11 protein-coding genes are annotated in these 13,642 nt (G+C 55.8%); all 11 read right to left on the minus strand.

What is annotated here, in order from left to right:
* Positions 1 to 67: 67 nt before the first annotated feature.
* Entirely contained in the window at positions 68 to 1,381 is a 1,314-nt protein-coding gene (gene rsmB / locus ACML7B_RS00130) for a 16S rRNA (cytosine(967)-C(5))-methyltransferase RsmB (protein WP_418538730.1), read from the minus strand.
* Positions 1,382 to 1,410: 29 nt separating this feature from the next.
* On the minus strand, positions 1,411 to 2,112 hold the full coding sequence (locus ACML7B_RS00135) for a zinc metallopeptidase (RefSeq protein WP_346707982.1): 702 nt from the start codon (positions 2,110 to 2,112) through the stop codon (positions 1,411 to 1,413).
* An 89-nt stretch (positions 2,113 to 2,201) separates the two neighbouring features.
* Positions 2,202 to 3,143, minus strand: a complete 942-nt coding sequence (gene fmt / locus ACML7B_RS00140) for a methionyl-tRNA formyltransferase (protein WP_346707981.1) — start codon at positions 3,141 to 3,143, stop codon at positions 2,202 to 2,204.
* The gene (gene def / locus ACML7B_RS00145) at positions 3,144 to 3,632 is read right to left on the minus strand and encodes a peptide deformylase (protein ID WP_346707980.1); all 489 of its coding nucleotides are present in this window, start codon (positions 3,630 to 3,632) and stop codon (positions 3,144 to 3,146) included.
* Positions 3,633 to 3,658: 26 nt separating this feature from the next.
* The gene (gene priA, locus ACML7B_RS00150) at positions 3,659 to 5,887 is read right to left on the minus strand and encodes a replication restart helicase PriA (RefSeq protein WP_418538732.1); all 2,229 of its coding nucleotides are present in this window, start codon (positions 5,885 to 5,887) and stop codon (positions 3,659 to 3,661) included.
* Positions 5,877 to 7,352: a UDP-N-acetylmuramoyl-L-alanyl-D-glutamate--2,6-diaminopimelate ligase gene (locus ACML7B_RS00155; protein WP_418538734.1), complete on the minus strand. Its 1,476-nt coding sequence runs from the start codon at positions 7,350 to 7,352 to the stop codon at positions 5,877 to 5,879. The genes priA and ACML7B_RS00155 overlap by 11 nt, the downstream gene beginning before the upstream one ends.
* A gap of 91 nt (positions 7,353 to 7,443) precedes the next feature.
* Entirely contained in the window at positions 7,444 to 8,304 is an 861-nt protein-coding gene (locus ACML7B_RS00160; protein ID WP_418538736.1) for a YitT family protein, read from the minus strand.
* Between the two features lie 69 nt (positions 8,305 to 8,373).
* Entirely contained in the window at positions 8,374 to 9,585 is a 1,212-nt protein-coding gene (locus ACML7B_RS00165; RefSeq protein WP_418538737.1) for a DNA polymerase Y family protein, read from the minus strand.
* A gap of 2 nt (positions 9,586 to 9,587) precedes the next feature.
* A complete protein-coding gene (gene clpB / locus ACML7B_RS00170; protein ID WP_418538739.1) occupies positions 9,588 to 12,170 on the minus strand; it encodes an ATP-dependent chaperone ClpB in 2,583 nt (860 codons plus the stop codon).
* 345 nt (positions 12,171 to 12,515) lie between these two features.
* On the minus strand, positions 12,516 to 12,977 hold the full coding sequence (locus tag ACML7B_RS00175) for an Hsp20/alpha crystallin family protein (RefSeq protein WP_106790141.1): 462 nt from the start codon (positions 12,975 to 12,977) through the stop codon (positions 12,516 to 12,518).
* A gap of 197 nt (positions 12,978 to 13,174) precedes the next feature.
* On the minus strand, positions 13,175 to 13,642 hold a 468-nt coding region (locus ACML7B_RS00180), incomplete at its 5' end, for an MATE family efflux transporter (protein WP_418538741.1).

Below are 13,642 nucleotides of genomic sequence, written 5' to 3' on the forward strand. Positions count from 1 at the left end.
GGGCTTCTCCCCCAGGGTTTTCATTTCCTGTGTCAGTTCTTCCAGATTGTATGAGGCAATGTCTTTCTTATCCATGGCGCTCCTTCTCCATTACCGCGATATAAAACCCGTCTCCTCTGTCCGCTCCGGGAAGCAGTTGCCGCTCCTTCCTCAGACGGAACTTGGGATGGTTCTCCAGGAACCACCGGGTGTTCTCTTCGTTCTCTGCCCTGTGTATGGTACAGGTACTGTACACAAGCGTGCCTCCCGGCTTCACATAGGCCTGCACCACTGAGAGGATCTTCTGCTGCAGCCTTGCCAGCTCTTCTTCCTTCTCCGGCGTCATCTTATAGCGCAGATCCGGCTTCTTTCCCAGCACACCCAGACCGGAACAGGGCAGATCCGCCAGCACGATGTCCATCTTCTCTTCCTTCTCCGGATCCGGCAGGGTGGCGTCCCACTTCACCGCCCGGATATTGGCAAGGCCGGCGCGCCTTATATTCTCTTCCAGAAGTCCGATCTTATAGTCGGTCAGGTCTCTGGCTTCCACCATCCCGGTCCCCCGGAGCATCTCCGCCACATGGATGGCCTTGCCTCCCGGCGCGGCGCACACATCCAGGACCTGATCTCCTTCCTTTGAATCCGCCCACAGCACTGCCCGCATGGAGCTTAGATCCTGGACATAGAAGAGTCCCTCCCGGAACTCCGGAAGGCCTGCCACATGGTCGTACCCCTGAAGCCACAGGGCGCAGGGCACCTCCTCATCCGGTGTGACCTCCACTCCTTCCCGTCTCAGGCGCTCCGCCAGTTCCTCCCGGGAGATGCGGCTGGTATTGCAGCGGACGCACAGCGGGCGCTCCGCGAAGAATCCTTCCCCGATCTCTTCCGCCTTCTCAAGGCCGTACTCCGAGATCCACTGAGCCGCAAGCCAGGCCGGCAGAGAATAGCGGATAGAAAGATATCCTTCCGGGTCCTTCTCCCTGGAGGGGTACTCCACCCTGGCCAGGTTCCGGCTCACATTGCGCAGGACCCCGTTCACAAACCCTTTAAGACCTGTGAATCCCCGCTTTCCCGCCAGTTTCACCGACTCATTGCACACAGCGCTGTCGGGAACCGCGTCCATATATTTGATCTGATAGACGCCGCTCCTTAAGATCATGCGGATGACCGGTTTCATTTTGTTGACTTTGACTTTGGAAAATGAATGGATGATATGATCCAGTTCGATCATGCGTTCCAGCGTGCCGTTTACCACTCTCGTGATAAAGGCACGCTCTTTTTTATCCAGATACTGATATTTGTCCAGAACTTGTTTCAACGCGATATGACTGTATTCCCCGTCCCTGTCGATCAGAAGCAGGGTATCCAGGATCAGTTCCCGGCTGTTTTCCCCTTGTCCCATAGTAACTCCCCTTCTTTATCTGCCTTTGGCTAGTCTCTTCTGCTGTTGGCCAGAAGGATGATCCTGAGAAGCTGCAGGATGGAGGCCGCTGCTCCCGCCACGTAAGTGAGGGCCGCCGCAGTCAGCACCTTGCGGGTATCCCGAAGTTCATCCTCATAGAGAAGGCCTGTGCTTCCCAGCACCCGCACCGCCCGGTTGGAGGCATCGAACTCCACCGGCAGGGTTACGATCTGAAACAGTACCGCCAATGAGAAGGCCAGGATCCCCAGATTCAGGAACAGCATGGAAGACTGACCGGTGAACAGAAGTCCGATGATGATCAGCGGCCAGGCAATGGTGCTTCCCAGGTTGGCCACAGGAACCAGCGCTCCCCGGAATCTTAAGGGCGCGTATCCGGTGGCATGCTGAACTGCATGTCCGCACTCATGGGCAGCCACCCCGATGGCAGCCACAGACTGAGAATTATAGGTGGCGTCTGAGAGCCGCAGCGTCTTGGTCCTGGGATCATAGTGATCGGTCAGGTTGCCGCCCACATGCTCCACCCGGACGTCATAGATCCCGGCGCTCCTGAGCACATACTCCGCCGCCTCCCGTCCGGTCATGCCGGTCCGGCTGCGGACCCGGGAATATTTATTAAACGTAGACCTCATCTTGGCGGATGCCGCCAGGCAGATGATAACACCAAGGATCACCAGCACATAGGTCGGGTCAAAATACATTGGAAAATACATATGAATTCCTCCTTCGAGAGCCCCTTATCAGGAACTCTTCCTAGTATTATATAGGAAAACAAGAGAAAAAAGGTTGTTTTCATACATTTTTAAGAATTTTTTATCCCCAGTTTCTCTCCCGGCTCCATGGAGTACCCGCGCAGGAACGCGTCCGCCTCCATCCGCTTCTTGCCCGGGATCTGCAGAGCCGTCACTTTCAGAAGCCCTTTTCCGGTCTGCACCAGGAATCCGTCTTTGTCCACCCGGACCACGGTCCCCGGCTCCTGGCCGCTGTCTTCTTCCAGAACCTCAGCCTCCCAGATCTTCATGGTCTTGTCCTGCCAGCCGGTATAAGCGCTGGGCCAGGGATTTAACCCCCGGATCAGCCGCTCGATAGAGATGGCCGGCTCCTCCCAGCGGATCTCTCCCATCTCTTTCTTCAGCATGGATGCGTAGGCAGTGGGGCTCTCCCCCTGCTTCTTGGGCGTCACCGTGCCTTCCTCCAGGGCTTTCAGAGTCCTGACACAAAGGCTTGCCCCGGCCGCCGCCAGTTTGTCGTGAAGGCTTCCGCCGGTCTCCTCAGGCTCCAGGGGCACTTCTGTCTTCAGCAGCATGTCTCCTGTATCCAGCCCTTCGTCCATCTGCATGGTGGTCACGCCGGACACTGTTTCCCCGTTGATCACCGCCCACTGGATGGGGGCCGCTCCTCTATAGGATGGAAGCAGGGAGGCATGGACATTGATACAGCCGTAAGGAGTCAGCTCCAGGATCTCCCTAGGCAGGATCTGCCCGAAAGCCACCACAACGATCACATCCGCCTGATATTTCCTAAGTTCCTCGATATTCTCCGGCTCCCGCACCTTCCGGGGCTGAAATACCGGGATCCCGTGCTCCAGGGCAGTCTCCTTTACCGGCGGGAACTGCATCTTCCCGCCCCGCCCCTTGGGCTTGTCCGGCTGGGTCACTGCCAGCACCACCTGATGGCCTGCCCGGATCAGGGCCTCCAGCGTCCCTACGGAGAAATCCGGGGTCCCCATGAATATGACTCTCATCTATACCTCTTCCTCCTCTTCTTCCGGCTCCGCGCCCACGTCGTGGAGTTCACCTTCCACCAGCTCCACATACATGTGGCCGTCCAGATGATCGATCTCATGGCAGAAAGCCCGCGCCAGCAGCCCTTCTCCCTCCAGCTCGATCTCTTCCATATCCTCATTAAGAGCTTTCACCTTCACATAGTCCGGGCGGGTCACCACGCCGGATTTGCCGGGTACGCTTAAGCACCCTTCCTCCCCGGTCTGCTCCCCGGACGTCTCCAGGATCTCAGGATTGATCAGGATGATGGGGCCTTCCCCCACATCGATGACCACGATCCTTTTTAAGACTCCCACCTGAGGAGCCGCAAGTCCCACGCCCATAGCCTCGTACATGGTGTCCAGCATATCCCCGATAAGGATCTTCGTGCGAAGGCTCATCTTAGTCACTTCCTTGCACTGCTTGGTCAACACCTCATCACCGATCTCACGTATTTTTCGAATTCCCATTTTTCTTCTCTCCTTTGATCTGTTTCCTAAAATGTATGCATCGGGTTGAAATCAAACTGGATCTGCACCGTCTGAAATCCCCGGTTGATCTCTATGTACTGTTCCAGAAGATCCTTGGCGCGGACCAGCGCCCCGTGATCTTCACTCTTGATATACAGAGTCCTGCGATACCGGTCATTGACCTTTCCCACATAAGGGCTTGCAGGGCCGATCACCTGAAGCTTGCCTTCCCGGTCCACACGGCGGGTAAATTCTCCCAGATAATCCGCCGCCTTCTTCAGGTGCTCCTCTTCCTCCCCTGTCATCAGGACTGCCATAAGCTGGCTGCAGGGCGGATACCCCATCAGGCTCCGGTACTGCATCTCCTGCTCGTAGAAGCCCTCGTAATCCTGCCGGGCCGCCATCTCAATGCTGTAATGATCCGGGCTGTAAGTCTGGATCACCACCTCCCCCGGCACCTCCCCCCGGCCGGCTCTTCCCGCCGCCTGGGTCAGAAGCTGGAAGGTCCGCTCCCCGGCCTGATAGTCGTCTGTGTAAAGGGACAGATCCGCCGCCAGTACTCCCACCAGGGTAACTCCCGGAAAATCATGGCCCTTCACGATCATCTGAGTACCGATCAGGATGTCCGCCTCCCGGTTGGCAAAAGCAGACAAGATCTTCTCATATCCATCCTTTACCCGGGTGGTATCCAGATCCATGCGCAGCACCCGGGCCTGAGGGAACTCTTTTTTCACCAGTTCCTCCACCTTCTGGGTCCCGGCCCTGAATCCTCCGATATAGGAAGACCCGCAGGAGGGACAGCGATCCTTCACCGGCTCTTCATAGCCGCAGTAATGACATACCATCCGCTGTCCTCTGTGCAGGGAAAGAGACACATCACAGTGAGGACATTTTACTACATAACCGCAGGCTCTGCAAGAAAGGAATCCGGCGTATCCTCTCCGGTTCAGGAAAAGCATGGTCTGCTGCCCCTTCTTAAGCCGGTCCTCCATCCGTTCCTTCAACCCGTCGCTTAAGATGGAACGATTCCCTTTCTTCAATTCTTCCCTCATATCCGCCACATACACCCTGGGAAGACTCTGCCCTGCCGCCCGGCCGGGAAGCCGCAGCAGCTGGTATTCCCCCTGTTTGCATCGGTAGAAAGCCTCCAGGGACGGGGTGGCTGAACCCAGCACCAGACTGGCCCCCTCCATCCGGGCCCGCTCTTCTGCCGTCTCCCTGGCGTGATACCGGGGAACCTGCTCACTTTTATAAGTCCGCTCGTGCTCCTCATCGATCACGATCAGCCCCAGATTGGAAAATGGAGTAAAAAGGGCGGACCGGGGACCGATCATCACGTCTACTTCTCCCCGTTTCACCCGCTCCATCTGGTCTGACCGCTCCCCGGCAGAGAGCCGAGAATTCAGAATGGACACCCGGTCCCCGAACCTCTGGTAGAACCGGAGCACGGTCTGGTAGGTAAGAGCGATCTCCGGGATCAGGACGATGGCCTGTTTCCCGGCCTGCACCACCTTATGGATCATCTCCATATACACTTCTGTCTTGCCGCTTCCGGTGATCCCGTAGACCAGATAGGTCTTGCGGATCCCGGCTTCATAATCTGACTGAAAGGTCCGGATCGCCTCCTGCTGTTCTCTGGTGTATTCCAGTTTCTTCGCCTCCTGCTTCTCACAGCGCACAGGATTGCGGAATGCCTCCTGGCTTCTCACCCGCAGGACTCCCTGTTCTTCCAGGGCCCGGATCACATCCCCGGTCACATGAAGCTTCCCGGTGACCAGCTCGTAGGGCTGGCTGGGCTGATCTAAGAGTCCGGCAAGAAGCCGGGCCCGGGCCCGCTGATTCTTGTGGAGATAAGCTTCCAGCTTCTGCTCTCCTTCTTCCCGCGAGAGAAGAAGCTCCACTGTCCGCTGGTTTTTTACCCGTTCCTGCCGCTTCACAGGCAGCACTGTCTTCAGGGCCTGGATCATAGTCCCCCCGTAGTTCTCCTTCATCCAGGCCGCCAGCGCTACCAGTTTCGATTCAATGGCAGTCTTTCCTTGTGCCTTCCCAAGGATCGGCTTGATCTTCCGGGGATCGTAATCCACCTCCCCGGAAAAACCTACGATATACCCGGAGATCTCCCGGTTGCCCCGCCCGAAAGGCACGATCACTTCCGTCCCCACTGCCAGCTCCTGCTCCAGCTCCTCCGGCACCTTGTACTGAAAGATCTTATCCAGTTTTTCATGGGTAATGTCTATGATGATATCAGCGTACATGTTCCTCTTTCCATTCCTCCAGCACTTCCCGGATCAGTTCCCTCTCATCCATGGGATACCTGACTCCCCGGATCTCCTGGTAAGTCTCGTGGCCCTTTCCGGCCAGGATGATCAGATCTTTCGGCTGTCCGTTTTCGATAGCGTACCGGATGGCCTCTTTCCGATCGCAGATGGCAATATATTTTCCATCCGTCTTTTGGATCCCGGTGATGATATCCTCCATGATCGCCCGGGGATCCTCGAACCTGGGGTTGTCGGAAGTAATAATGGTAAGATCCGAAAGCTTCCCGGACACCTCCCCCATCTCATACCGCCGGGTCCTGGAACGGTTGCCTCCGCAGCCAAATACCGTTACGATCCGCCCCGGCCCGTACTCCCGCATGGTCGCAAGCAGACTTGCCAGGCTCATGGCATTGTGGGCGTAATCGATCAGCAGGGTAAATGCGTCAGAGACCTTCACCGTCTCCACCCGTCCTTTGACTCTCACTCTTTTGAGCGCCCTGCGGATCTTCTCCGCCGGCACACCGAAATGCCGGCACACCGCAATAGCGGTCAGGGAATTATACACACTGAACTTTCCCGGAATGCCAAGCTCCACTTCAAAATCCATCTGTCCTGTCACATGATACCGGACTCCAAAGGCTCCCGGATCCCGGATCTTTTCTACATCTGTCGCCCTTAAGTCCGCCTCTTCCCGGAGTCCGAAGGTCTCCACAGAGCAGGTGGCATCCCGGAACACATCGGCAAACCACCGGTCGTCCGCGTTGCCGATGCCAATCCGGCACTGCCTGAACAACAACCCCTTGCACCGCTTATAATCCTCAAAATCCTTGTGCTCATTAGGTCCGATATGATCTTCCCCCAGATTGGTGAAAATGCCGATCTCAAAGGGAATCCCTGCTGTCCGGCGGAGCATAAGCCCCTGGGAGGACACCTCCATGACCACGATATCGCAGCCCTCCTCCACCATCTGGGCAAAATATTTCTGGATGGTGCAGGACTCCGGCGTGGTGTTGCCTGCCTTAAGCACCTGGTCGCCGATCCGGGCCTCGATGGTGCCGATCAGCCCCACCTTGTGTCCCACTTCCTCCAGAATAGACTTCACCATATAAGTGGTGGTGGTCTTCCCCTTGGTCCCGGTAACGCCGATCACCTTCAGCTTCTCCGCCGGATATCCGTAGTAAGCAGCAGACATCAGCGCCAGTGCATACCGGGTGTCTTCCACCTGGATCAGGGTCAGCCCTTCCGGCGCCTTCACTTCCCGCTCCACGACCACTGCAACAGCGCCTTTTTCCGCCGCCTCCCTCACATAGGCGTGCCCGTCGGAAACCGCGCCTTTGATACAGACAAACACGCTGCCTTCCCTTACATCCCGGGAATCGTTGTTGATCTCCCCGACTTTTATCCCGGTATCCCCCTGAACCACCTTATATCCCAAACGTTCCAGCAGTTCTGCAAGTTTCATGCGAAAACCTCCCGTTTTTCCGTTCTCCCCCTCGTTTCTATGATATTCATGCTCTTTCTATGATAGCACGGATTCCTTTGGCGGGCAAAGCCTAATTTGCTCTGGAAAATCCTTCCCCCACCACTTCCCCGGACTCCAGGATGATGGCAAATGCCCGGGGATCCCTCTCATGAACAGCCCGCTTAATCCGGTGGATCTGTTTGTTGTCACAGGCGCAGATCACCACTTCCTTTTTCTTACCGGAACCTGCCCCCACCCCTCTGAGGATGGTGGCGCCCCGGCCGGATTCCAGGCTGATCCCGGCGGCGATCTCCTCCCCCTTTTCCGTCACGATCATGGCGAGCCGTCCCCGGCCGCTTCCATATAAGACCTTGTTGATCACCCCCGCCAGAACGCCGGTCACAAGCACTCCGCAGATCAGCCCGTCCATATCCCGGAACACCAGCGCCGTCCCCAGCAGGATGATAACCCCGTCCAGGGCAAATGTAATGGCCCCCAGCGACAGATAAGGCCTTTTCTTGCGGATCCACAGGCTGATAAAATCCTGTCCCCCGGTGGAAGAGCCCTGCAGGAAGATCAGCGCATACCCCATGCCGCACAGTCCTCCGGTACACAGCGCCGCCAGCAGGCGGTCTCCTGTGTACACCGGGAACAGCGGGGCGATATAATCGGTCAGGAACGACACGATCAGCGTAGATCTTACAGACCGAAAGAAAAATGCCTTTCCCAGGGAACGGTAACAGAGGATCGCCACCGGGATATTGAGAAGTACCGTACCCGCTCCCACCGGGATCCCGGCAATATGATACAGGATCACCGCGATCCCGGTAAATCCCGCCACCGGGAAATCCGCGTGCAGGGCAAAATTACGGAGTCCGGCGGCGATCAGCATCCCCGCCGCTATATCTGCAAAGAACTCCTTCCAGAGGCTTCCTTCCTTTTCCTGCTCCATCTGTCTCCCCCCTTTTGCACAAAAAAACTGCGAATGATCTGTCCTTATCATTCGCAGCCTGCCTTCAATCTATTCTTTATATCCTTTTCTCACCGCATCATCTCCGTATTTCTTCCGGATCTTTCCAAGGGCCTCATCAAGCCGTTCCCGTTTCCTTAAGTTTTCCTGTCGCTTCTCTTCTTTCTCCTGATCCGCCTGGAACTCAAAAAGAGTCATCTGCTCCGGCTCTCCTTCTTCCACAAGCTTGGAGGTGCGGATACCAAGAAGACGCACCGGCTCCCCTGTCCACAGTTCCCGGAACAGTTCCACGGACGCATGCCAGATTTCCTCATCCTTATTAGAGGCCTTCCCAAGCTGCCGCTGATGGGAGAAGTTCCGGAAATCATGATACCGGATCTCCACGCTGACCATGCCCGCCTTATACCCGGCTTTCCGAAGCCGCCTTCCCACGCTTGCCGCCAGCTTCTTAAGCACCTGGCAGGCTTCTTCTTCCGTCCGGGCGTCCCGGGGGAGAGTGACCGAATTGCCGATCCCCTTAGCCTCCGCCGGCTCGGCTTCCACCAGAGAATCGTCGATCCCGTTGGCAAATTCCCACAGTTTGCGGCCATGGCTCTTAAGATGAAGCTCCACGATGGCCGGATCCATGCGGGCCAGATCCCCGATGGTGCGCACCTCCAGCTTCTCCAGGGTACGGACACTGGAAGACCCGGCCATATACAGCTCCCGGATGGGCAGGGGCCACATCTTCTCCCGGATCTCCTCCGGGAACAGAGTATGTACCTTGTTGGGCTTCTCAAAATCCGACGCCATCTTGGCCAGCAGCTTGTTGGTGGATATCCCCACATTGACTGTAAACCCGAACCGGCGCAGCACCTCATCCTTGATCTCAAAAGCCGCCGCCACCGGGGAGGAAAACCGGTCCGCGATACCGGTAAAGTCCAGGTAGCACTCATCCACGCTGACCTGCTCGATCTGATCCGTATAGGTGCGAAGGAAATCCATCAGCCGCCTGCTGTACTGCCGGTACAGTTCATGGTCCGGCGGCTCCATGGTAAGATTCGGGCATTTACGAATGGCATTCGCCACCGGTTCCCCGGTGTGAATGCCATATTTTTTCGCAGGGACAGACTTGGCCAGCACCACGCCGTGGCGGGTCTTCTGATCCCCGCCGATGATGGCGGGGATCAGGCGCAGGTCTGTCTTCGCCCCGTTCTTCAGTTGTTCTACCGCCGTCCAGCTCAAATACGCTGAATTGACGTCAATGTGAAAGATGATCCTCACGCTTACCGGCTCCTTGCAGTTAGTTTGCCATTCTCCGCGTCTATGACAATGGTCTCCCCGGCGCCGATATCTCCCTGCAGCATAAGCTTCGCCGCCAGCGTCTCCACATTCTTCTGCAGGTAACGCTTCAGCGGACGGGCGCCGTAGGTTGGGTCGTATCCGCCCTCCACCACCTGGTTCTTGGCCTCCGGCGTCAACTCAATGGAGATCTCCTTGTCCGCGAGACGCTTATTCACATCCGCGATCAGTAAGTCAATAATGTCATAAATATTGTCTTTCGTCAATGGCCGGAACATGATGGTCTCATCCAGCCGGTTTAAGAATTCCGGACGGAAGTGAGCCCGCAGGTCTTCCATCACCGCCGCCTGGCTCTCCGGACGGATGGTGCCGTCCTCCTCAATGCCGTCCAGCAGATAAGAAGATCCGATATTGGAGGTCATGATCAGGATGGTATTCTTAAAATCTACCGTACGGCCCTGGGAATCGGTGATCCGACCGTCATCCAGCACCTGAAGGAGCACGTTGAACACATCCGGATGGGCCTTCTCGATCTCATCGAACAGTACCACGGAATAGGGCTTTCTCCGCACCGCCTCGGTCAACTGTCCGCCCTCGTCATACCCTATATATCCCGGAGGCGCTCCGATAAGCCTGGACACAGAATACTTCTCCATGTACTCACTCATATCGATCCGCACCATGTTGTTCTCATCGTCAAACAGACTTTCCGCCAGGGCTTTGGCAAGCTCCGTCTTTCCTACGCCGGTGGGTCCCAGGAACAGGAAGGAACCGATGGGCTTGGTGGGATCCTTGATCCCCGCCTTGGACCGGATGATGGCTTCCGTCACCAGTTCCACGCCTTCGTCCTGGCCGATGACCCGCTTGTGAAGCTGGTCTGCCAGATGCAGGGTCTTACTGCGTTCGCTCTCATTTAACTTGGCCACCGGAATACCGGTCCACCGGGACACGATCCGGGCGATCTCCTCATCGGTCACACTCTCATGGACCAGGGAACGGTCTTCGTCTTTCACCTTGGCCTCTTCCGCCTCCAGCTCCTTCTGCAGCTGGGGCAGCCTTCCGTACTGCAGCTGGGCGGCCTTCTCCAGGTCGTAGGACTGCTGGGCCTTCTCGATCTCTTTGTTCACCTGTTCTATCTCTTCCCGCAGCTTCTGTACCCGCTCAATTCCTACCTTCTCATTATCCCACTGGGCTTTTCTCCCGGCGAATTCCTCCCTGAGCTCCGCCAGCTCCTGCTGCAGATGGGCCAGCCGGTCCTTGCTCAGCCGGTCTTCTTCTTTCTTAAGCGCCGCCTCCTCGATCTCCAGCTGCATGATCTTGCGCCGCAGTTCATCCAGCTCCGCAGGCATAGAATCCAGCTCCGTCTTGATCAGGGCGCAGGCCTCGTCCACCAGGTCAATAGCCTTGTCCGGAAGGAACCGGTCGGAAATGTACCGGTCAGACAGGGTGGCCGCCGCCACCAGCGCTCCGTCGGTGATCTTCACACCGTGGAACACTTCATAGCGTTCCTTCAGTCCACGCAGGATGGAGATGGCGTCCTCCACCGTAGGTTCGTCCACCATCACCGGCTGGAACCGCCGTTCCAGAGCCGCATCTTTCTCAATATACTGCCGGTACTCATCCAGGGTGGTAGCTCCGATACAATGGAGTTCTCCTCTTGCCAGCATGGGTTTCAGCATGTTGCCCGCATCCATGGCTCCGTCTGTCTTGCCGGCGCCTACGATGGTGTGCAGCTCATCGATAAAAAGGATGATCCGCCCGTCGCTGTTCTTCACCTCTTCCAATACTGCCTTCAGCCGTTCCTCGAATTCACCCCGGTACTTGGCTCCCGCCACCAGGGCTCCCATATCCAGGGAGAAGATGGTCTTCTCCTTCAGTCCTTCCGGCACGTCCCCTCGGACGATCCGCTGGGCCAGGCCTTCTACCACGGCAGTCTTGCCCACGCCAGGCTCACCGATGAGCACCGGGTTGTTCTTGGTCTTCCGGGACAGGATCCGGATCACGTTCCGGATCTCTGCGTCCCGGCCGATCACCGGATCCAGCTTCTGGTCCCTGGCCCGCTCCACCAGGTCGGAACCATATTTATTCAAAGTATCATAAGTATCCTCCGGGTTGTCGCTGGTCACCCGCTGATTGCCCCGGACCGTAGACAAGGCCTGCAGGAAGCCGTCCCTTGTGATATTCATTTCCCGAAAGATGGCTTTCATCTCTTTGTTGGCGTACTTGATCAGAGCCAGGAAGAGATGTTCCACAGAGACATACTCATCTCCCATCTGCTTGGCTTCATCCTCCGCATGGATCAGGGTGTTGTTCAGGTTCTGGCCCACATACTGGCGGCCTCCCTGAACCTTGGTCCGTTTTCTTATGGCCTCTTCCGCCCGGTTGACGATCAGGTTCTTGTCGATCCCCATCTTTTCCATAAGCTTCAGGATCAGGCTGTCGTCCTGAGTGAGGAGCGCGTAGAACAGATGCTCCTGTTCGATCTCCTGATTGCCGTACTCCATGGCGATCTTCTCACAGTCCTGAACCGCCTGGAGCGATTTCTGCGTAAATTTATTTATGTTCATAATATAGTCCTCCTTTACAGAGTTATGGCTTGATTTTGTTCTATCAACACTATAACAATACCACCTGTTGTTAGCACTGTCAAGCCTCGAGTGCTAATTTTGTGTATTTTTCTGTCATCCCCTTGTTGTAACGCTTTTCACGCACAAAAAATAGTGCCTTCCGTCTGGTAAACTAAGGCACTATTTTTCAAACTTTTGCTTACCGGCGGCCAGGTGTACTCTGGCCAACGGCTCCCTTGTTAAGTATATTATAATCCAACTTTTACCTGTGTGTCAATCCTATATCATGCCGCAGATGAAGATAAAAGACCCGGCGCTTTTTGCGCCGGGCCGGATACTTTCCTGTTAGCCTTCGATGGCGATCCCTTTCTTCTCCTCGATGGCTTTCGCGTCCTTCTTCGGAAGACTCAGCTTCAGGATCCCGTTCTCGAATTTGGCCTTTACATCCTCCTGAGTGAGGGCGTCTCCTACATAGAAGCTTCTCTGCATAGCCCCTGTGTAACGCTCCTGGCGGATGTATTTACCCTTCTTATCTTTCTCATCTTTGTTCAGCCCTTTGGCTGCGGAAATGGTCAGGTAACCGTTGTCCAGTTCTACCTTGATCTCATCCTTCTTGAATCCCGGCAGATCAATGTCCAGCTCATAGCCTTCATCGTGCTCCCGGATATCGGTCTTCATCATATTCTTAGCGTGTTTCCCGTACAACGGATTCTTCCGGCCCCAGAATTCTCTGTCAAACCGGTCGAAGGGGAAGTCCATCCAATCGTCGTCAAATAAGTTTTCTCCAAAAATACTAGGCATCATCATAAGTCATATCTCCTTTCACAATTGAAACAAGTTATCTATGAGCCGCTCTCGCAGCCGCCATCAGCACTCTTGAAGTAGTCTCAAGTGTTGCAAGCTAAAACAACTGAGGACTTGAGATCTTTTTATCTCTCCTCCTTTGTTCTAGTTGTACTATAGCACCTATTATTAGCACTGTCAACCCCTGAGTGCTAATTTTTTTAAATTTTTTCTTTCCTCCATCTCACAAGGATCATCGGAATCTGAAGCGCCAGCATAGCGATCCACCCCAGACAGTTGGACCAGGCAAGACAGGCGAAGCCTCCGCCAAGTACATGGATCATGATCCATACGGACAGAAACCGCACGGAAAAATTGATCACGGTACTGATCAAAGTCACCTTCAGGTCTCCCAGTCCCCGGAAGAATCCCTGGATGGTGTTGGTGGTCGCCGACATAAAATACATGAAGGCAATGAGGTGAAGATAGGAGACGCCAAGGCTGATGACTTTCTCCGAGCTGTCGCTTACAAACAGCTTCATGATCGGTTCCGCCAGGAAGAAAACCGCCAGCGCCACCGCCAGGGTATAGATGGTCTGCAGCAGGATGGAGCTTAAGAAGCCCTGCTTCATCCGCCGGACCTTTCCCGCCCCCTTGTTCTGGGCCATAAAAGTGGTAGCCGCATGGGC

The organism is Massilistercora timonensis, assembly GCF_048354975.1.
GTDB classification, from domain to species: domain Bacteria; phylum Bacillota; class Clostridia; order Lachnospirales; family Lachnospiraceae; genus Massilistercora; species Massilistercora timonensis.

Excerpts from the sequence above, each read along its gene's own strand:
- ACML7B_RS00155 (WP_418538734.1), bottom strand. The coding sequence starts at position 7,352 with ATGAAACTTGCAGAACTGCTGGAACGTTTGGGATATAAGGTGGTTCAG.
- ACML7B_RS00135 (WP_346707982.1), bottom strand. The coding sequence starts at position 2,112 with ATGTATTTTCCAATGTATTTTGACCCGACCTATGTGCTGGTGATCCTT.
- ACML7B_RS00175 (WP_106790141.1), bottom strand. The coding sequence starts at position 12,977 with ATGATGATGCCTAGTATTTTTGGAGAAAACTTATTTGACGACGATTGG.
- clpB (WP_418538739.1), bottom strand. The coding sequence starts at position 12,170 with ATGAACATAAATAAATTTACGCAGAAATCGCTCCAGGCGGTTCAGGAC.
- fmt (WP_346707981.1), bottom strand. The coding sequence starts at position 3,143 with ATGAGAGTCATATTCATGGGGACCCCGGATTTCTCCGTAGGGACGCTG.
- ACML7B_RS00160 (WP_418538736.1), bottom strand. The coding sequence starts at position 8,304 with ATGGAGCAGGAAAAGGAAGGAAGCCTCTGGAAGGAGTTCTTTGCAGAT.
- def (WP_346707980.1), bottom strand. The coding sequence starts at position 3,632 with ATGGGAATTCGAAAAATACGTGAGATCGGTGATGAGGTGTTGACCAAG.
- priA (WP_418538732.1), bottom strand. The coding sequence starts at position 5,887 with ATGTACGCTGATATCATCATAGACATTACCCATGAAAAACTGGATAAG.
- rsmB (WP_418538730.1), bottom strand. The coding sequence starts at position 1,381 with ATGGGACAAGGGGAAAACAGCCGGGAACTGATCCTGGATACCCTGCTT.